Source organism: Barnesiella intestinihominis YIT 11860, assembly GCF_000296465.1.
Lineage (GTDB): Bacteria > Bacteroidota > Bacteroidia > Bacteroidales > Barnesiellaceae > Barnesiella > Barnesiella intestinihominis.
Genome location: NZ_JH815205.1, coordinates 1 through 21702 on the forward strand (window position 1 = coordinate 1; position 21702 = coordinate 21702).

Genomic DNA, 21702 nt, shown 5'->3' on the forward strand with positions numbered 1-21702 from the left:
TTTATTATACCTTCGAAGCGTTACCTGACCGAATTGACTTCTTTCTCTCTTATTTCCTGTACTACACTTGCTTCTTCAATTCCTTCAATGAACTTCTCTCTCCAACGGCGGCCCCGCAGCCTCCCCGTTTTGCGAAAGTGCTGCAAAGATACTGCCTTTCCCACTTACAATCCAAATTTTTCTCAATGTTTTTTTGAATTATTTTTTTAATAAAATATAACCATATAATATTCTGCATTTTACAGAATTATTTTTTTATTGAATATTTTATTCCTCGCCTCTATTTTTATTATATAAATTCCTCGATCGACATTTATCGCTATTTGGTTTTTCCCCTCAGCAGCCACTGCATATAACATTTGCCCAGATAGATTGTAAACCGATATTCGTTCGGAACCACAAAGAGTCGCTATTATAATTTGCCGTCCCGACACATATACGAGCGGATCACATGATCGAACAGATGTAACAGCCGAGATATCGGCCGTAACGGCTCTCTGTACCGAAGACCAATTTGAAACAACATCTTTACATACCGAACGGACTTGATAGCCATACTCTGTCTGAGGAGAAAGCCCCTCTATAACATGAGTCGTAATATTCCCGACCTTTTCCTGAGAGAAAATATCCTTAACATAAGCTCCATAAGTAATCGAAGCATCATCGACAGCTACGTTTCCTTTTTCTTTATGTGCATAAACGACTTTTACCGAAGTTACCTGCTCATCGATCGAAAAGGTATATTCGGGATAATTCTTAGAAGTATCGACATATCGCAATGTATCAATAGCTGTCCAACTATTATCCGATTCTTTCTCAACAACAATGTAGGATCCCGTCCCGGAGGATGCAAAACGATACATAAACGAAAACTTTACTATACCCTCGTTATACCGAGGGGTCTGTAAATATTCTCCCGTATTTTTCAATGCGACCGAAGGAGCCGACACTCCGCTACTTGCCACAGATGTATAATTACCGGAAGCTGTTCCCTCCCAATTATCGGGCAGAGGTTTTCCGGACGAATCTACTTCGTCAAATCCCTCAGTATAAACATGTTGTTCACCGGTCTGTGTAAAACAAATTATCTCATAATTATCGGCTCCCTGAACTTCTTCCCAATTTATTCGGAAAGTACTATCGGTTATATCCGAGGCATCGAGCAACTGCGGCACAGCCAGAGAATCTGTCTCAAATTGCATGCTGTATGCGGCCTTTACTATACCCGAAGGTATAACAGCGCTCACTTGATAGGTGTAGCGAGTCAACGGTCGCAATTCGGTAAAACGATAGTTTTGTACGAGCCCGATTGACTTATCGGTCTGTATATATTCCCGTTTGTCGTCAAGCTGCATACGAAAAAGCCCTATCCTCGAAAAATCATCTTTCGGAGACGATATCCACTCTTTCCCATTATATCGCGATGTAGGGTGTGTTATCTCGGATCGGCGATACAACGTTTTATCTTGCCCCCAATAAGCTATTTCCCCGGCAACACCCACCACATCAATTATTATACCATCGCGACAAAGCGCAACAGCATCATTCCCATTGAAATTGAGAGGCGAAGTTTCTCCCCCGGGAATAATCTGCGAAGCCTTAGCGATTAACTCCCCATCAGTCGATAGCGAATTTAATAATAAATAGGTCTCTCCGTTATTTAATATAGAAGTTCCTAACGGAGTATCGTTCACGAAAGAACCACTGCCATTAACCTCCATTCGCAAACTGTATGCAGAAAGGTCGACCGGGACTCCTGTTCCGTTATAGATTTCAATCGCTTTATTATACCCCGCTCCCTCGACATAAGCCGAAATAATCAAATCTCCGGCAGAGGTATTCCCCGACCAAAGAGAAACTTGGTAATCGATAGCTTCGGGGTAATTAACCCAATGTATCAAAGCCTCGGTGGCCGTAACATCGGATGCCGAGGTTTCTATAAACGAAGGGACTGAAACTACTTGTACCGGTATGCGGTACGGGGTCTCAATGCCCCCTCCCGAAATAATCACCGTATCGCGATATTCTCCTTTCCTCAGCTCTCGACACGATATTTCAACTGTACAACCATCGTGCACTTCTTGTGCCGACACTTCGTAATCGGAAAGTTCAAATATGCCTCCTATCGCCCACGAGAGGGACAAAGGAGAGGTGAGGTTGTTTCCCAATATATCAAGTTGTTCGCTTTTATTATCACCCAACATAATCACCCCCATATCCATGATTTGATCCCGACGAGGCAAAGCCAAGAAAGGGAGAGTCTCTGCGGGGAACCTGAACGGGTCTTCCCGATGAGCTCCCCATATATACTCGACCAAATCGGGATAATCTATATAAGGATTTCGATTCCCCTGTATGGTATAAACCGAATCGTTCCTCGCCAACTCTCTTTCGCACGGAGGGTCTTGCGAATGCCACTCCAACAGCATGTCCAACGCCCACTCTTTCCATACCGGATAAGTATTGTTATCGAGCATAGGCGACTGCCAATAGTCACACAAGTTTTCATAGGCCGTTACGACATAGAAATAGGCACGAGCAAAATCGCCCTTATACTCGTCGGCAGGTTCGAAGCAACGGTCGGTATAATCTACTCCCCAACCATTCTTTCCTACCTTCGAGATCCCATTGTCAAAGCCGGAAACTCCCGTGACCTCACCCAACGGCAAATTGTTTTTAGCGGAATTGGCCGATCCGTCTGCCGGGAACAAATGATGCAAATCCCTATAAGCATTATTTTCATAAGCGCCCCACCAACTTTTCGGGAAAGAGTGCTCTATATGCATGCCCCCGACGGCATTAAAGCCATCGAAATAGCGTATTTCATCGGAATACCTGTCCCACACACTGCCATCTTCTTTACGGTCTGTTCGGGAGAAGCCCTCCCACGTGGCATCTTCCCCACTGCCGTAACCGAGTGTATGCATCGAACTTATTATCTCGCATAATGCAGTTTTCAACTCAGCTCCATGTTTTCCATCGGCCGCATAATAATAGCCCGCAGGAACTGTGGCATCAAGCCGAAATCCCAGAAACGAAACGCCCAATACCCCGAAAATTATCCGGGCACAATTTTTCATAGTACTCATAATACAGATTTCTAATCTCAACGCGAGCTATGCACTCTCACCGTATTTTGTAACGACGGAGATACAACCCTCACGATATAAATTCCTTCGGGCAACTCCCATTCGACCTCCTCGCTATGCAAAATCCGCGAGCCACACAAACGCCCGTCCATCGTATACCACGAGGCAACAGCATTCATCGGGGCATTGAGTATATGCAACACATTCCCAGAGGTAAATATCAAAACACGATCTGCCTCCATATCATCGACAGCTGCCGACCACGTAGAGACCGAAATCGTATTAGACTCCGACTGAGCCTCTTCCCCGATATAAGGAGTCACCGTATAATGATACTGCACAGCGGGAGTTAAATCGGATACCATATATTCGTTTACATCTCCTACCCGACGAGGATATCCATCTAAAACAACAGGGGTAGAACCTCCGCCGCTTTTCACTTTAACGCTGTGCAAATAGACACGATGGGTTTTTTCTGCTTTGAACGTAATCTTCGATGACTTCGTCCCTCCTTTGAAAGGAATTGTTTTCGTCACCGTCCCTTCCGGTAACGATATTTCATCGACAGGTTCATCATCTACCAGAATGTACAAAACCGAATTATCGGTTGTTTTGTAAGGCGATGCCTCCACTGTTATAGACACATCGTCTGCCGACAAATCGACCACCGGAGAAATGGCGCTACCATCATCTTTACCTGAACCTAATCGTAATTTTCCCGATTCAACAGCAGTATATCCCTCATAGGTCCACGAATCGGGCTTCGACGAAAACGTCACGTCCAATATGTCCTTCTCAGGAGCACTCGACGAATAGTCGTCGTACCACACATTCAATTCATAATCGGTTGCTTCCGATTTCGGAGTCCAAACCGCCACAAAAGAATTTTTCGTAATATCCTTCGCCGGCAATGCGACAAAATCATCGATAGCCTGTCCTTTCAAATTAACGATAATCGGAGACTTTAACCCACCTCCCGATATTTCCAAAACAGCTTCGTGCGAACCTACTACCGAAGAACGATAGGCTAACTCGACAGTCGTTCCATTATTAACCTCATCGGCTGTAAGTTCCCGACGATTCACCGAAAAGCACTCACTATCATTACCCCCTACTTCAACCGAAACAGTACTCTCGATATTACGTCCTCTAACAGACAGTTGAACCGTTACCGGTGAAGAACTATTCACCGAAGCGATTCCCATATCGACAGTCGATCCGTTTCGAGGAGCCTCGATATACGGAGCATCTCCTCCATCTGGCATAAAGGGGATATTACGACTGTCTCCAAAGATGAGATCGACCAATTCGGGATAATCGATAAACGGGTTCCGATTTCCTTGACGCGACTCATAGACAGCTTCATTTCTATCCAATTCTTTTTGGCTAACGGGGTCTTGTTCGTGCCAACGAAGTAACATATTGAGTTGCCAATCGATAATATGAGGATAATTAGAAACAAATATACTTCCCCAATTCGTTATACGGTTTTGATACCGAGTAGCAAAGTAGAAATAAGTACGCGCAAAATCTCCTTTATATTCATCGTTCGGCTCGAATACCGTACCCGAATAACCGGGAGTCACACATTTCCCCCATTGGGAAAATCCATTTTTTGAGCTCGATGCGCCAGAGCCTACCTCTCCAAACGGATTATTACTACGCATTCCGTTTATTTTTCCATCGGTTGGATAGACATGCCACACATCGGACTTCATAGGCGACTGCTCACTAAACCAGCTTTTAGGAACCGAGTGCTCCCTGTTATAGCAATCGCCTTCAACCCCATATGTGCCACATTGATCGGTTCCAAAAGTATAGTTCGTTACATCGGAATACATGTCCCACACTTTCCCATCGGAACGTCTATCTGTCGTTTTATAAAGATTCCACAAGCCATTATAACCTACATCGGTTGCATCGTTTAAGATGGTAGACAAACTTTTTTGCAAATCCTCACCGCTTTTTCCAACAGCATCATCATAATATCCGGCAGGAATCTCTGCAAATACAAAGAACGGAAACAAGCAAGTCAAAACGACAAGCAACAAACAGTTACGTGAAATACAGCTCATTATCTATTATTTAAGTTATATTTTTAGAAAAGGGACGTAAAGATAATAATAAAATATCAAAACCGTTTTAAAATCGATGGATTTCACAAAAAACAACAAAGCCGACTATCTATTAAGATGTCGGCTTCTATCTATATAACTAACCTGTTCTTTTAATCTACCCCTGAATCGAGCACTCCCGAAAAGCCTCGTTTTTTATCTTTCCAAATCTGATACCTATAAACCAAGCAAGTCGTCACAAAATAAACTCCCGTCAGAATCCATAACATCGTATAGGCATGACGCACATCATAAATACCAGCCCCGGCCGTATTCATACGTACAAAGCCTTCTATTCCCCAAGTAGACGGAATGAGAGCACCCAACCACTTCCAGTACTCCGGCATGGCATAACGAGGCCATGTAATACCCGATATGAACAAAAATATAACCGAAGTAAAGACAAACAACAAGAAAGAACTTTCACGTTCTCGAACAAATATAGATAGCGTCATTCCAAAAAATATAGAAGATAACAAGAACGGAACGGCAAAAGAATAAATTTCTACCTGACTACCTATCTGCGGATATTTAAAAAGCCACGGAATAAAATGTAATATGTATGCCGTACATAAAATATACAAGCTAAAATAGCACAATGATTTGCCTATCACCAAATGCAATACATTATTGTGCATATGTTCTCGTCCACTGTAAAACAGGTGTAACTGTCGATGTTCATAAATTCCCCCAGCCATCATACCAATTCCCAAAATAAGGCTCTGCTGTAAAATCAACACCAATATGGCAGGCAATAAAAACGATGCCAAACCCGACTCTGGATTATACAAATTAATAGAGCTATACGGAATGGGTTGTGTCGCTACATTGATTTGTTCCTGCGTGGCTCCACCCAAAGCCTGAGTCTGTAACTTTCCTCCGAGGTTCATCGTCACATCGGTTAACGCAATTAAAAAACCTTTGTAATTCAAGAGAATACTCATATCCGAATAGAACGAAACGACACTTTGTTCACCTCGCTCTATTTTTCGACTGAAATCTTCCGGAATAAACAATATTCCATAACAACGCTTTTCATACATCATGTGCTTCGCCTCGTCCATATCGGCACAATACGAAACAATATGCGCATTCGGTGTCGCGTCCATCTCACGAGCGAGCTCCCGGCTCAAAGGGGTACGGGCATTATCCACGACGACCATAGGCACTTCCCTCACTACCTCAGGGTTATACACTGCGGCATATACAATCGGATAAGCGAATGGTAAAGCAAAGAAAAACAGCACGATTCCCAAATCATGAAAAACAGCACGGTATTCCCGCCGCCAAATGTAATAAATGTCGGACAAACCTATTTTTATAGAATGAAACAATTTCATATCATTTTATTTTTACATCACGGTACATATACTTGACGCATCAAAGCCTTTTTCAACCGGGGTAACAACGGAGTGGATGCCACCGCAAACAAAATCAATGCGACATAATGTACACGCGAATAATAAAGAGGTATTCCATTCAATGCCTGATCTACATAAATCAAAAAATAATGCCGTACAGGCAACACATACGAGATAGCTTGGAACGGCAAATACATAGCCGGCACAGGGAAAGAAAATCCCGCGATAGAAAGAGACAAGACTCCCACCAGACCACCGACACTCAACCCAATTCTTAACGAAGGCGCAAAACACATAATAATTACCGCAAAACTCTGTGAAGCGACAACCAACAAGAACATCGCGAAAATCATGTGCCAAATGCTGTTATGCATCGGGAAATGCAAATAACCGTATAGCAACGACAAGTATAAAAGCCCCATCGAAAAAAATATGATCGTTTGGGGAATGAGTTTACCTGTAATAGCAATAATAATCGAATCGTCGGCAGTCCGCAGCCATTCTCTCGACGTGGCTCGTTTCATCTCAGATCCGATACTGAAAACCGTAACCAACAGAATCATCAATTGCAATAACCCGGGAAGGAAAGAATTATTCAGATAAACCGAATAGCTAATCCACGGATTGCCCAACGCATGCATATCCGTCGCTATCGGCTGCAACTTAGCCATAATCTGTGACTCCTCGGCTCCCGCAGAAAGTAACACTTGGCGCACGACTGCACCCGAAGCTAACACCGACATGGTTTTGAAACTTTTATATAGCAACGACGCAGGAATGTAATAGGCATCATTCGTATAAAAAGAAATCTCGGGTTGACGACCGGCGATAGCCTTCGCTTCAAAATCCTCAGGAATAATCAAAAATCCGAAAATATCACCCGACTGCATCAACTCCCGAGCCTCGGTAAAGCTATTCAACTTATAGGTAACATCGACCGACTCCTGAGATCCAAGCTGTTGAATAAAATTCCTAGACGTAGAGGTGTGATCGTGATCAACAATCGCTACCGGAATCTTATGAGGTAACCCTTCGTGCATCAAGGAAAGCAGGAATATGCAACTGAATAGCGGCGCTCCTACCATACAAAGTACATAGATAGGACGCGAAACCAGTTGTTTCAATTCCCGGACAATAGTAGCCCAAAGCCCCGTTTGATATTCCATTCGTTCTGACATATAGACATTCTCGAAGTTACAGAACTTCCTTTTTACTTTTTATCTCTTTTCAACAATACCGACATTCCCGGACGTAGATTATCGACCGGTTCGACCGGACGGGCTTTCACTTGGAAAGTTTTAGCATCGTATTGCCCGGTAACTTTCGTAGCGCGCCATACCGCATAAGATCCCATATCCCGAATATAAAATACTTTCAAAGTCACTTCCTTATTTTCCAATGCCGGAATTATGGCCTGTACTTCGGCTCCCATAGTCAAATTTTCTAACAAATCTTCCCGAACATTGAACGAAACCCACATATCGTCGAGTTTCAATACATTCATAATCGGAGCACCTAAACTCACCAATTCCCCCACATTCGGAAAAATATCGAAAATTTCACCGTCGGTAGGAGCCGTCAGATAAGAATCCGACAAAATAGACTCGACCTCTGCGACACTACCTTGTGCGGCGGCGACCATAGCGGCAGCGGCAGCCTTATCCTCGGCCTGCGCACCGGCCTTTGCCATTTCATATTGCGATTTAGCCGCACTTTCAGTAGCGACCATTGCTTTATAAGCAGCCTCGGCTTCATCGCGTTTTTGTTCCGAAACTACTCCTTTCTTATACAACGACTGCATACGCTCATACGTCTTCTTGGCGATCGTTAAGCCGGCTTGAGCCTGTTGCCACATATCATAAGCAGAATTCAACAGTTCCACACGCGTACCACTGTCCACCTTTTTATTCTGAGCCTTAGCTACGGTTTCCATAGCCTCGGCCTGTGAGAGTTTCGCCTCTACCAACGAAGAATGAATATGTACCAATGTATCCCCCGCCAGAACATGCTGTCCCTCCTCTACCATGAATTCGACCACTCGGCCGGGCAACTTTCCTGAAACCCGTACTTGTGTCGCTTCGGCCTGCCCTTGAATAATTTGGGGCTCCGGTTTAAGCAAAAATAATCCGATCAAGGCCAAAACAACTATAATGACAATCAAAGCAATGAGGCCTACGACCAAACTGCGCTCTTTCTTTTCTCTTAGATTTTCCATTGTAAATCTGTTTTGCTATTTTTTATATTTTCTATTTTCAATATTTCATAGTACCCAAAGCCTTAGCCAAATAAACCTCGCAAAGCCGGGTATCGATTTCGGCATCTATTTTTTCCGATTGGGCTTCGAGCCATGCTGTTTGAGCTTCAAGAACATTTGTCGTCGTAAGTACTCCCTCTTGAAATCCAAGTTGCGCATTCCTCAAATTTTCATCGGCTTTCTCCAAATTTTTCACAGCCATTTTATAAGTTCTATAAGCCTCAGAAGTTTTAAAAGCCGCTTGACTTACCTGCAATTCTATCTTTTCTTTCACGTCGGCCAATTCCAACTTGGCAACAACCGCTTCACTCTTAGCGGCACGAATCTTATTGTAGTTCTTTCCCCAATGAAGGATTGGAATATTGAGCATTACTCCCACGCTGAACATACCGTCGAACTCGTTTTTAAATCCGTTAAATACGTTGGGATTGGTAAAAGAATAAGTCCCTACCAAAGCCAACTTGGGTAACATATCGGAAAGAGCCAAGTTTTTCTTCTTTTCATAGATTTTCGCCGCATAATTAAGACTCAACACTTCATTCCGATTTTTAAAAACCTCCTCCATATTATACGACAACGGAGTCTCCTGCGGAGCTACACGCTCCAACGATTCATCTTCAAGCGTAAATATAGAATTGACCGGCAACCCGCAGATTTGAGACAAAGCCATACGCGACAAAGCCAATCCGTTATCGACCTTAGCAAGGGTTATCTGAGCAGCATTCAACTTCACGGCTACGGTCAATCCGTCCGACTGAGTCGCAACTCCTTCGGCTATCATCTCTTGTACATGCCGGTTCAACGTATCGAGTAAAGCCGTATAACTCTCGGCCAGTTTTCTCTTATGAACGAGAGAGACCACTTGCCAATAAGCCTCATCTGTCTGATAAATAATTTCCTTCTCGGCCGTATTCTTCTGCGACACCGCCAACTTCTCGGCATATCCGGCAATATCGTTCAATGCCTTTATCTTACCCCCCATAAAAATAGGTTGCGTCAGTGTCACCAACCCGGCATACACATTATGTACATCGAACTCGAAAGCCTCCTTCGGGATCATGGCGACGGTCGACGGTATAGGCTGCCCGTTGTTCAATATAGGTTGCCCGGTCGCCGGGTTAGTTACCACATTATACTTGTATTCTTGACTGGCTAAATCGAATGTCTTTGTAGGCAAATATTGGTCGGACTCCAAAAGCGATATCGACTTTTGATTATACATATAAGACCCGGTAAAATCTATTCCCGGGAAATAAGCTCCCCTAGCCGATTTTTTTGTATAGCCTGCCCCTTTCACCTTTTCTTCGGCTATACGTAGTTGCTTATTATTCTTTAATGCCATCTGTCGGCAAGAATCGAGCGAAACCGGTTGTTGTGCCGAACCCATCAGAAAAGATAACAAGAAGGCTGCTAACAATGCCCTCCCTGCCCATATGCTTCCATTTATTTTCATACGCTTCTATTTATCTCTTACTTTTCTTTAACGGAACTAATACTTGTTTTGCTTATAGTTGCATAAACAATTTTATTTCTTAAAAAAATAATGCACCCGGCATTACACCGCAAAAATACGCCGAGTTTAGCATTAAACAAATATTTAAAGATTTTAGTTTTCTATTTTTACTATTTTTTAAGAATCGGCTTTGAATTTTTCCACGCTGTATTCGAAAGCTATTTTCGAAAGCATTTTTCATGAACGAAAAAAACTCAATAACCAAACGATAGAATGCTACCGAAAATATGCTTCATAAGATACATAGAAGAATCATCTCTCTACGCAAAATATCGACTGAGTCGACATTTTCTCCTTTTATACCTCTAACCCCTCAATCAAAGATTATATGATTTTTTCAACCCCCTCGCCCTGCGGGCACTTCCCCTATTGCTGCGCGACACAGGGGGAGAGGGCTAAAACTCACTTCGGAGATTTCAATAGAGGAGAGGAGTTGAATAATCTGGTACTAACTATGAAGTGAAATGTTTCCGGTTAGGTTAAACTTGTTCAACTTTTTGGGGGCACTTCACAAATGAATAGAGGGTTACTTTTAAACTCCTCTGCCGTGCCCCGCAGCATTGCGGGGTGTTTTGCACGACAAAATATAGGGGAGGTGGCACGTAGTGACGGAGGGGTTAAATTTTTCAAGAATCTATTCGGCCGCTTTTTAACCATTCACCAAGAAGACAGGAATACACTTATCGACAAGAGATTCATCGCTAAAATTCAAGTCTGCCTCCCCACAAATTATCGACAAAGCCAAAATATCGATAAAATCGGGAAGAGCTTTACCCATACTTTCACATCGGCCCGATTCTCCAAACAAATACAGAGGCGGAAGCTATTGTTTCAAAGTGAACGAACGAGTCCCTATCTTATAGTTATCGGCAAAGATATCCACGCGATATTCCCCGGGATATAAAAATTCTTCCACGGCCCAATACATTGTCACGTCATTCAATTCTTCACCTGTATATTCAATCAATTTTCGGCAAGAATAATTTATTTCACGATCTTCAAAAGGAAATACATCGGCCCTATCCTTCACCAATACATCTCCATCGGGTTTTACAATACGGGCATAAATATATTTCTCACCGACTTCGGCCGTTACATTTTTGGCTATGGAGAATGTTATCTTTATTTTATCGGTTTTTTTAATTTTTTTTGCAGTCTTTCCTCTCGAATCTATCGGAGTCACCACAATACCTACGGCATCGAGTTTTGCCGCTAATGTTACCTTTTCGGTCAATTCCTCTCGTTCTTGTTTCAATTGACTTGCTGTTTGCGCTACCTCTCTATACCGCCGGGTCACCTTCGCATTCTCTTCCCGTAACTGCTTATTGGCGACATTCAACGAATCGATTTGCATCACATAATGACGCATAATTCCCCGCAACGTAGTCAACTCCCGCTTTAATTCCTCGATACGAGCCGAGCTCGTATTTTTCACAGTCCGCAACTCTTCCAACAATCGTTGAACTTTCACCTTCTCGGCATCGAGCTTTTCGATCAACGAGTCGTTATTGAACATCATCTTCTGCCCCTCGAACTGATCGTATTGGGCAGCCAAATCGCTATATTCTTTTTCAAGCTCGCTCCGCTGTTTGTCGATCTCCACTTGCTCCTTGAAATCGGACATTTCTTTATGTTGCATGTATATGAAAATCCCGGTTCCCAACAATGCGACGACCAGAACAGCGATAACAACCCATACCAAATTACTCCTTTTCATAATATACAGAAGCTTATTTTTTTCTTGCAAAAGTAAATCATTATCGAATATCAATCAAGAACAGACAGATTATTTAAGTTATAAATGTTAAATTATATTCTTCCTCAAATTCGAAAAAGGAATCATGCAGCTCTTCATTTCACCAAAGAAATATTGGAAGGACAAAATCTTTTTGTCATAAAAATAATTAAGTTAACACCGTTGCAAGCTATTTTCCCTATCTTTGTGAAATCTTAGATAAGTTATGCACCTAAGCGATTATGGGAAAAATAATTGATTTTTTCAAAAAGCACCCGATAATCAAAACGTTAGTATTGATGATTATCGTTTTTTTTCTGCTGATAGCACTCACTCTATACGGGTTAAAGCTATATACACGGCACGGGAAAGCGGTCATTGTCCCCGAGGTCAAAACAATGATTTTACCCGATGCTCTACGCATACTCGATCGGGAAGGATTTCGGTACGACATAATAGACTCTCTGTTTATCGACGGTGCGGTTCCGGGCAGTGTCATCGAACAGACCCCTGCTGGTGGAAGCAAAGTAAAAGACGGTCGAATTATTTATCTATCGATCAACGCTTACTCCCCCAGAATGATTTCTTGTCCAAAAGTCTCCGATATGTCGCTTCGCCAAGCTCTTTCCACCTTAGAAAGTGTAGGGTTGACAGATATTAAAACACAAAATGTACCATCGGAATACCCCGATCTCGTTATCGGTATACAATACAAAGGCGAAAACCTCGAACAAGGAGATAAAATTCCTGCGGGAAGTTCCTTAACTCTACTTGTGGGAGACGGCATACCCGAAGAATATCCCGACTCGACGATCGACGAGATTCCACAAAATGCGAAAGAAGCACCTCTCACCGATGAAAGTTGGTTTAACTAAACAATCTCGAATGCAATGAACACTTGCGACGAAGACATAGAAGCCGATGACAAAATCATCGCAGAAGAAGGTGAGCGGGAATTGTATGAACACTTCCGGTTCGTGGCAGACAAAGGACAAAATCTATTACGAGTAGATAAATTTCTCGTAGCACGTCTCGAAAGTTCTTCCCGTAACCGGGTACAACAGGCAGCCGAAGCCGGCTGTATTCTCGTAAACGGGAAAGCGGTCAAGTCGAACTATCGCGTAAAGCCGCTCGATGTCGTGTCTGTCGTCATGGATCGACCCAGATACGAATTCGAGATCATACCCCAAGACATACCGCTCGATGTCGTATACGAAGACAAAACCGTCTTGGTTGTCAACAAACCGGCAGGATTGGTCGTACACCCCGGACACGGGAATTATAGCGGGACACTGGTAAACGCACTGGCGTACTATTTCCGGGATACCCCCGACTATGATGTAAGCGACCCCCGTTTGGGATTGGTACACCGTATCGACAAAGACACTTCCGGATTATTAGTCATAGCCAAGACTCCCGAAGCCAAAACAAACTTGGGTTTACAGTTTTTCAATAAAACTACCCAAAGGCAATACGTAGCTTTGGTATGGGGTATTATGGAAAAAGACGAAGGAACGATAACCGGAAATATCGGTCGTAGCCTCAAAGACAGATTACAAATGACCGTATTTCCCGAGGGAGACTTCGGCAAACATGCAGTAACTCATTATAAAACCTTAGAAAGATTGGGATATGTTTCTATCGTCGAGTGTAAACTCGAAACTGGGCGGACACACCAAATCAGGGTACACATGAAACATATCGGACACACTCTTTTTAACGACGAACGTTACGGGGGAGACCAAATTCTCAAAGGGACGACTTTTACCAAATATAAACAATTTGTACAAAACTGCTTTGAAATTTGCCCCCGGCAAGCCCTACACGCCAAGACACTCGGATTCAAACACCCCGTAACAGGAGAAGAGATGTTTTTCGATTCCCCCATACCGCAAGATATGACCTTGCTGTTTGACAAATGGCGTAATTATACGGCCAATCGAGATATATAAAACATAAGAATAAAAACAATAGACGGTTCTATACCTTAAAAATATTAATGTTATGGAATGCCCAAAAGAATTTGACGATATTCGACCTTTTTACGACAGTGAATTTCACGACAAAATGAAAGTTCTGGTTACAGAACCCGGATTCGAGCACGCTGTTCGTTACGTACTCCGCGACATTAACTACGAACTATTCTGCCAAGAATTGTTGACTATCGACAACAAAAAAGACTTTCAATTACTGGTTATGCGCTCTTTCCTAGAAGGGCTAACTCAGAAAACCACCAAAGGACTTACCGGGAACAATCTCGATGTACTCGATAAGGCAAAAAGCTACACATTCATGTCCAACCATCGCGACATTGTGCTCGATGCCTCTCTACTCAATCTGCTACTCATTCGAAACGGAATAAAAACCAGTGAAATAGCCATCGGAAACAATCTGCTCATATACGACTGGATATCCGATTTAGTTCGGCTCAACAAGAGTTTTATCGTCAAACGAGACGTAGGCGTGCGCCAAATGCTCGATGCCGCCCGACAGCTATCGGGATACATACATTTCGCTATAACGAAAAAAAACGAATCGGTATGGATAGCCCAACGGGAAGGCCGTTCGAAAGATTCCGACGACCGCACACAAGAATCTCTCATTAAAATGTTAGGCATATCCGGAGAGGGAGACCTCATCAATAATTTGAAAGAAATAAACATTGTTCCGGTCTCCATATCCTACGAATATGATCCCTGCGACTATCTCAAAGCACACGAGTTCCTGCTCAAACGAGACAATCCCGATTTTAAAAAATCCCAAAGAGACGATTTGCACAGCATGGAAATAGGTCTACTCGGCTTCAAGGGGCGTGTACATTTTCAAATATCCCCGTGCATCAACGACGAACTCGACAAATTATCGGCAATCGACGAAAAATCGGAATTACTGGCCAACATACTCAAAGTAATAGACAAGGCCATTCATACCAATTATAAAATATATCCCGGTAATTATATCGCTTACGATATTCTCGACGGACAGAAACGTTTCGCCGACCGTTACACAAATAAAGACCAAACCACTTTTGCCAATTACCTGAACTCACAATTGGCAAAAATCCCCGACGTAACGAGTAAAGACAAAGACTTCCTGAAAGAGCGCATTCTCTCCATGTATGCCAATCCGTTGAAAAATCAATTGATAGCATTAGGGCAAGAAGCCTGAATGACAACACAATAAGGAAACGATGAGTGTTGCGTTGAAAACACTCATCGTTTCCTTCTCAACATTCGATAAAATTATATGCGGTTACCCCTTCTTCTCATTTTACTTCCACTGTTGGCTCTATCGGCCGATTTCTATATCTTTCGACGCAACTTTCGTCATAAATCTAAATGGATAAAAATTCTTTGGTGGGGCCTTTCCTTAGTCACTCTCCTTCTCGTGTGTATAGGGGTGACGGGGCTATTCGCTTTTCCGGGGAAGCTCGATATAAATATCTCCATGTGGATATTCTATATTTTCTTCTTGGTCTACATGCCCAAATGGTTTTACTCCATATTTTCTCTATTCGATTACGTCCCCCGTCTATGGAAAAGGAAGAAAGGGAAATGGGGTCACATGATCGGTACGGCATTAGCCCTGTATGTCATCGGGTCCATGCTCTACGGCGCATTCTATGCCCGACAACACCCCATATATAATTACAGGACAATCTCTTTTCCCAATTTGCCGGAAGACTTCGACGGATACCGCATCGTCCAATTCTCCGACCTTCACCTCGAAACTTTGGGCTCCGCAGCCAATTACTTGCCCCGATGGATAAACCGCATTAATCAACTACACCCCGACCTTATCGTTTTTACGGGAGACCTCGTCAACCGCCGAGGAAACGAACTGCCTCCTTACATGAACGAACTTTCCCGTCTCTCTGCGCCCGATGGAGTATATTCTATCTTGGGGAATCACGATTACGGCGACTATTTCCATTGGGAAAACCCCGAAGAAAAAGAACAAACACTCCGTTCTCTCATCGTCAACGAGGAAAAAATGGGTTGGACGATGTTGAACAATCGTTCGGTATTTCTTCACCGGGGAAACGACAGCATCGCCCTTATCGGTGTTGAAAATTGGGGACTTCCACCTTTCCCGCAATACGGGAAATTGGATCAGGCATATTCCTCGTTGAACGATTCGGTTTTCAAAATACTGCTCTCTCACAACCCGCTGCATTGGAAACACGAAGTTATTCCACACTCAAACATCGACCTCACTTTATCGGGACACACCCACGCCATGCAGCTGAAATTAGGCTGGGAAGGATTCGAATATTCTTTTGCCGAACCCTTGTATCCCGAATGGAGCGGTCTATATACCGCCCCCGATAAACATCAAATGTTATACGTCAATGAAGGTATCGGTTGTGTATTCCTTCCCATGCGAATCGGCGCCCGCCCCGAAATCACGATTATAACATTAAAGAAAGAATCATGAATACATCGATATACAAGCTCCTGTCACAATCACTGGGTTTTGCCGAGAAACAAATCGAAAAAACAATCGAACTGCTCGACAGCGGAGCCACTATTCCTTTCATCAGCCGTTACCGCAAAGAGGCTACCGGTTCCCTCGACGAGGTACAAATAGGTAATATCAAGGAAGCATACAATAAACTATGCGAAACCGAAAAACGAAAAAAATTTATCATTTCGACAATCGAGGAACAAGGAAAGTTGTCGGAAGAGTTGAAACAACGCATAGATTCTTGTTGGGACATTACCGAGCTCGAAGATATATACCTACCCTATAAACCCCGTAGAAGAACCCGTGCAGAGATAGCCCGGGAACACGGATTAGAGCCCCTCGCCAAAATCATCATGGCGCAAAAAAGCGAAAAGATAAAAACGAGTGCCGCCCGATTCGTTACTCCCGAAATCCCCGATGAGCAAACAGCGGTCGAAGGAGCTTGCGACATTATCGCCGAATGGGTCTCCGAGAACGAACGAGCCAGAAATACCATTCGGCGTTGTTTCGAGCACAGCGCTGTCGTCCATGCAAAAGTCATTAAAGGGAAAGAAATCGAAGGCGATAAATACCGCGATTACTTCGAATGGAGCGAACCGTTACGACGTTGTGCTTCCCATAAAATCTTAGCGGTGAGACGAGGAGAAAATGAAGGTATTCTCAGAGTTTCTATTACCCCCGACGACGATACAGCGATAGAACGGTTACAACAAATATTTATCAAAGGCTCAGGAGAAACGTCGAACCTTGTCGACAAAGCGATAAAAGATAGTTATAAAAGACTTCTGCGCCCTTCCATAGAAAGTGAATTCGCCGCCGCCTCAAAAGAAAAGGCAGACAACGAAGCTATCCGAATTTTTGCGGAAAACGTGCGACAATTACTTTTAGCACCACCATTAGGACAAAAACGAGTATTGGCGATAGACCCGGGATTCCGGACCGGCTGTAAAGTAGTTTGTCTCGACGCTCAGGGAAATCTACTACACAACGAAACCATATACCCTCACCCGCCTCGTCAAGATTCGGTAGGAGCTGCACGCAAACTCACACAGCTGGTAGAAAGCTACAAAATCGAAGCTATCGCCATCGGAAACGGAACTGCCGGACGGGAAACGGAACAATTCGTCACAAACCTCCGTTACGACCGCAAGATACAGGTCTTCGTCGTCAGCGAAAGCGGCGCATCTATCTATTCCGCCTCAAAAGTAGCTCGGGAAGAATTTCCCGAACACGATGTGACGGTACGTGGTGCTGTATCTATCGGTCGCAGACTCATAGATCCGTTAGCCGAGTTAGTCAAAATCGACCCGAAATCTATCGGGGTAGGACAATATCAACACGATGTCGACCAAACCAAACTGAAAAAATCGCTCGACCGAACGATTGAGTTTTGTGTAAACTCCGTGGGAGTAAACGTAAACACCGCCAGCAAGCACCTACTCACTTATATATCGGGATTAGGCCCTCAACTCGCTCAAAACATAGTCGATTATCGCAAAGAGAACGGAGACTTCGCCCGAAGAACCGACTTGCTCAAAGTACCCCGCATGGGAGCCAAAGCGTTCGAACAAGCCGCCGGGTTCCTTCGTATTCCCCATGCACAAAATCCGCTCGACAATTCTGCCGTCCACCCAGAACGATATCCCATCGTAGAAAAAATGGCGGACGATCTAAACTGCACCGTAAGCGATCTGATAGAAAACAAAGAGCTGAAAAAACAGCTCGACCTCAAAAACTACATATCCGGCGATGTGGGTATGCCCACTTTATCCGACATTATAGCCGAACTCGACAAGCCCGGCCGGGACCCCCGCCGTTATATCGAAATGATGGAATTCGATGCCAAAGTCAAAACGATAGACGACTTACAAGAAGGAATGATTCTCAACGGTATAGTCACCAACATTACCCAATTCGGCTGTTTCGTCGACATCGGTATCAAAGAAAACGGATTGGTACATATCTCGCAAATGGCCGACCGATATATCTCCAATCCGGCCGAAATCGTCTCTATGCACCAACCGGTTAAAGTCCGTGTCATCGGTATCGACCGAGAACGGAAACGTATACAACTCTCCCTAAAAGATGTGTCATGAATACAGTTTTGATCAGCCTAGCCTCAAACACGCCCGACAAACTGCGACAAATGAATAACGCATTTGCCGAATTACAGGAAATGGGACTCGTTGCCGCATCTTCTTCTATTTATGAAACGGTAGCTTGCGGAAGCATAAAAAGCCCCAACTACCTCAATGCCGTAGTTAAAATATTCACCGATACTGACCATCAAGAACTACATAATGTCTTAAAAACGATGGAGAAGGCACACGGCCGTACCCCCGAATCGAAACTTTCCGGTAAAATTCCATTAGACATCGACATCGTTGTCTGGAACGGAGAAATAATCCGTCCTCAGGACTGGAAACAAGATTACTTCCAGACAGGACTTAAAGAACTGGAACAAATGACTTGAAAACCTTTCTATACACTTAATCGTTTAACTCAAAATATCATTCATTATGAAAACAATCGAAGAAACTTTACTGAACCGCACATCGGTCCGTCGCTACGAATACGATAAGATACCGTCCGAGACACTCGATTTCATCTATCGAGCCATCGCGAATACCCCGACAAGTTACAACGGGCAACAATTCTCGGTAATAGCTATCGACGATCAATCCATTAAAGAAGAGCTCTACGCCATTACAAACCAAAAACAAATTAAAACTTGCGCCACTTTACTGGTATTCTGCGCCGACTATCATAAAATTGACATCTTGGCACAAAAAAAGAGAATCGACAATCCTCATTTCGAGAATACGCTCGACGGCGTTATGGTAGGAATCATCGATGCAGCCCTAGCCATGCAGAATGCGGTAGTAGCAGCCCAAGCCGCCGGACTCGGTAGCTGCTGCGTAGGTTATGCTCGTACAGCCAATCCGGAGAAAATAGCCGAAATTCTAAAATTACCCGAAGGTACGTTTGTCGTTTGTGCACTCACATTGGGCATACCCAGAGAATAACCCGACGTAAAGCCCAAACAACCGCTATCATTAGTCATACACCACAATCATTACCGTACTGACGACATGGCTCCCGAGCTCGAACAATACGACCGAACCATATCCGAATATAATCGCCACCGCAGCGGAACGACCTCCGAAAACGACTGGTGCGCCCATATTTTAGATTATTACCGGATAGCTTTGGGCTACGACATGGAAGGCTATTTGAACAAACAAGGGTTCAAACTCCCGTTCTCCGATAAGAAATAATAATATTATATATACTATAATAGGGGGAAAGAGAAAATCACAATCAGATTTTTATGTATATCTTTGAAGTCGATTACAATAAAACGGTTTCAAAGATATACGAATCATCAAACCCATACTTACTATGAAAACCAAAGCCATTCTCAGTTCCTTATTAGTCTGCATAGTAACGACATTATCTGCCCAAATCAATCTCAACGATTCTACGGTACAGGTTGTAGCCTATTGGTCGAAAGGAGACAGTTACGATTATCTGTACGATTATTACAAATACAACATACAGGGCAAAGACACCATATCGTGGGAAAGAACCATATCCAAGATAAATATCACGATTATCGACTCTACCGAAAACAGCTATACGCTACAAGCCGTTTATGATACTCCCAACGCCATTCGCTCTGGTTCGGACAGTATAAGCCGAGAACTCACCTCTCGAATAAGCCGTACTTTCGGCAACGACACAGTCATCGTCGAGACAAACGAATTGGGCACGATAAAACGGCTTGTCAATTTCGACAAACTGAGGTCTCGTTACCTGAAAGCCGCCGAAATGACGGCCGAAGCATTGAGCGCCCAACAAGATTCCGAAGCGCAAAAAGATTCCCTCTTCCGGTTTCTCAAATCCACCCTGTCCAAACAGATGGGCGACACGACCGTCATAGTATCCACCGCACTCGAAGAACTATCCTTTCTACTCTACTATCACGGTTGTAAAATGGATTTTAACGAAGAATATCAAATCGAAGAAAATTTCCCATCTCTTCTCGGTGGTGCACCCTGTAAAGGTATGAGAACATTTTGGATCGATGAAGTCGATCCCGAAAACGGTTCCTTTCGCATAACCAGCGACGCAATAGTAAATACCGACCAAGCCATAAGACAATTTATAGAACTCATACAGAGCAATCTACCCGAAGAAGACAGGAGAAAACCGATTGACAGTTCTCAAATTCCGATTATTATGGCCCAAGACCAAAACGACACTTATATACACGCCGATACCGGTTGGCCTCTCGTCGTCTATTACACCCGAACGACACAAGTAGGCGAAAATAAAAGCGGACAAGAAATTTCTTTGGAAATAAATATCCCCGAATAATATATGACATATAACAAAAAAAACGGGCGGTTAAGCGACATGTTTACGCTTTTTGTCGATACTGTTTTGGTTCTTTATAAAATTTAGATATATTTGTATCACAATTAATTAATCGCCCCATGTAAATATTACAGACTATTTTTTTCGATTAACTATTCTATATATTTTGGTTATGTAACAATTCCGCTGTGAAGCGGGGTTGTTACTTTTTTATCGCTTCACAAAAGAATCCCCAATTTCACAAAACCGAAATATCGGTTTAGTAGAAATTTAGTGGGGATAGACCTGAATTTTAGCAAATGAGATGAGCTGCGTTTCTCCTTTTCCCCTGCCGTATCCCGTAGCCTTACGGGAAGTCGTGTAGCAATATAGAGGAGAGGGGTTGGAAAGATTTCATAAACTTTTTAGCTATAAGAGTTAACCCCTCCGTCCGGCGGACACCTCCCCTATATTTTGCTGTGCAAAACACAGAGGAAGAGACTTAACACCAGTCTGTTACATCGTTTTAACGAATGAGATAATTGTATTTACACTTCTCCCCTGTGTGGCGGTAGCCATATAGGGGAGACACCGAAGAAACGGCAGTTTCTGAGAAGAGGGGTTGGAAAGATTTCATAGACTTTTTGGCTGTAAGGGTCACACCCCGTCACTGCGTGACACCTCCCCTATATGGCTAACAAAACACCTCGTAAGGCTACGGGACAAGGCAAAGGAGAAAGACGGACTAAGATGTCTCTGCGAATTTTTTTCCTCCCTACCTGCGAATATAAGAGTTAAAAGACAATCCCC

At 43.5% G+C, this 21702-nt stretch carries 18 protein-coding genes; 10 read left to right on the plus strand and 8 right to left on the minus strand.

The annotated features are described in order from the left end of the window. Positions 1 to 197, plus strand: a 197-nt coding sequence (locus HMPREF9448_RS14840; RefSeq protein WP_232297242.1) for a hypothetical protein, incomplete at its 5' end; no start/stop codon positions are given. 42 nt (positions 198 to 239) lie between these two features. Here HMPREF9448_RS14840 and HMPREF9448_RS14240 read toward each other — a convergent pair. The 8 genes from HMPREF9448_RS14240 to HMPREF9448_RS08845 form a co-directional block, all read right to left on the minus strand. Next, a complete protein-coding gene (locus HMPREF9448_RS14240) occupies positions 240 to 3089 on the minus strand; it encodes an endonuclease (protein WP_008862260.1) in 2850 nt (949 codons plus the stop codon). Between the two features lie 17 nt (positions 3090 to 3106). Further along, positions 3107 to 5164, minus strand: coding sequence for an HNH endonuclease signature motif containing protein (locus HMPREF9448_RS14245; RefSeq protein ID WP_008862261.1), 2058 nt, complete (start codon positions 5162 to 5164; stop codon positions 3107 to 3109). 152 nt (positions 5165 to 5316) lie between these two features. Continuing rightward, complete coding sequence (locus HMPREF9448_RS08825) at positions 5317 to 6543, minus strand: ABC transporter permease (RefSeq protein ID WP_008862262.1); 1227 nt, start codon at positions 6541 to 6543, stop codon at positions 5317 to 5319. Positions 6544 to 6560: 17 nt separating this feature from the next. After that, positions 6561 to 7742: an ABC transporter permease gene (locus HMPREF9448_RS08830; RefSeq protein ID WP_008862263.1), complete on the minus strand. Its 1182-nt coding sequence runs from the start codon at positions 7740 to 7742 to the stop codon at positions 6561 to 6563. Between the two features lie 32 nt (positions 7743 to 7774). Further along, complete coding sequence (locus tag HMPREF9448_RS08835; protein ID WP_008862264.1) at positions 7775 to 8779, minus strand: HlyD family secretion protein; 1005 nt, start codon at positions 8777 to 8779, stop codon at positions 7775 to 7777. Between the two features lie 37 nt (positions 8780 to 8816). Continuing rightward, complete coding sequence (locus HMPREF9448_RS08840; protein ID WP_008862265.1) at positions 8817 to 10271, minus strand: TolC family protein; 1455 nt, start codon at positions 10269 to 10271, stop codon at positions 8817 to 8819. A gap of 709 nt (positions 10272 to 10980) precedes the next feature. Then, on the minus strand, positions 10981 to 11109 hold the full coding sequence (locus HMPREF9448_RS14920; RefSeq protein WP_262483662.1) for a hypothetical protein: 129 nt from the start codon (positions 11107 to 11109) through the stop codon (positions 10981 to 10983). Between the two features lie 45 nt (positions 11110 to 11154). After that, a complete protein-coding gene (locus HMPREF9448_RS08845) occupies positions 11155 to 12048 on the minus strand; it encodes a GumC domain-containing protein (RefSeq protein ID WP_008862267.1) in 894 nt (297 codons plus the stop codon). Positions 12049 to 12308: 260 nt separating this feature from the next. Between HMPREF9448_RS08845 and HMPREF9448_RS08850 the strand changes: the two genes are divergently transcribed. The 9 genes from HMPREF9448_RS08850 to HMPREF9448_RS08885 all read left to right on the plus strand — a co-directional run bounded on the left by HMPREF9448_RS08850 (position 12309) and on the right by HMPREF9448_RS08885 (position 20913). Next, positions 12309 to 12941: a PASTA domain-containing protein gene (locus HMPREF9448_RS08850; protein ID WP_008862269.1), complete on the plus strand. Its 633-nt coding sequence runs from the start codon at positions 12309 to 12311 to the stop codon at positions 12939 to 12941. A gap of 15 nt (positions 12942 to 12956) precedes the next feature. Next, complete coding sequence (locus HMPREF9448_RS08855) at positions 12957 to 14018, plus strand: RluA family pseudouridine synthase (RefSeq protein ID WP_008862270.1); 1062 nt, start codon at positions 12957 to 12959, stop codon at positions 14016 to 14018. Between the two features lie 52 nt (positions 14019 to 14070). After that, positions 14071 to 15234 carry a hypothetical protein gene (locus HMPREF9448_RS08860; RefSeq protein WP_008862271.1) on the plus strand — a complete coding sequence of 388 codons (1164 nt, stop codon included), beginning with the start codon at positions 14071 to 14073 and terminating at the stop codon, positions 15232 to 15234. Positions 15235 to 15312: 78 nt separating this feature from the next. Further along, positions 15313 to 16503: a metallophosphoesterase gene (locus HMPREF9448_RS08865; protein WP_008862272.1), complete on the plus strand. Its 1191-nt coding sequence runs from the start codon at positions 15313 to 15315 to the stop codon at positions 16501 to 16503. Then, positions 16500 to 18629: a Tex family protein gene (locus HMPREF9448_RS08870; RefSeq protein WP_008862273.1), complete on the plus strand. Its 2130-nt coding sequence runs from the start codon at positions 16500 to 16502 to the stop codon at positions 18627 to 18629. The genes HMPREF9448_RS08865 and HMPREF9448_RS08870 overlap by 4 nt, the downstream gene beginning before the upstream one ends. Continuing rightward, positions 18626 to 19006: a 2-amino-4-hydroxy-6-hydroxymethyldihydropteridine diphosphokinase gene (gene folK / locus HMPREF9448_RS14250; protein WP_008862274.1), complete on the plus strand. Its 381-nt coding sequence runs from the start codon at positions 18626 to 18628 to the stop codon at positions 19004 to 19006. Before HMPREF9448_RS08870 ends, folK begins: the two co-directional genes overlap by 4 nt. Positions 19007 to 19052: 46 nt before the next feature. Continuing rightward, a complete protein-coding gene (locus HMPREF9448_RS08880) occupies positions 19053 to 19559 on the plus strand; it encodes a nitroreductase family protein (protein WP_008862275.1) in 507 nt (168 codons plus the stop codon). Between the two features lie 66 nt (positions 19560 to 19625). Beyond that, positions 19626 to 19811 carry a hypothetical protein gene (locus HMPREF9448_RS14845; RefSeq protein ID WP_008862276.1) on the plus strand — a complete coding sequence of 62 codons (186 nt, stop codon included), beginning with the start codon at positions 19626 to 19628 and terminating at the stop codon, positions 19809 to 19811. A 124-nt stretch (positions 19812 to 19935) separates the two neighbouring features. Next, on the plus strand, positions 19936 to 20913 hold the full coding sequence (locus HMPREF9448_RS08885; protein ID WP_008862277.1) for a hypothetical protein: 978 nt from the start codon (positions 19936 to 19938) through the stop codon (positions 20911 to 20913). Positions 20914 to 21702 lie beyond the last annotated feature (789 nt).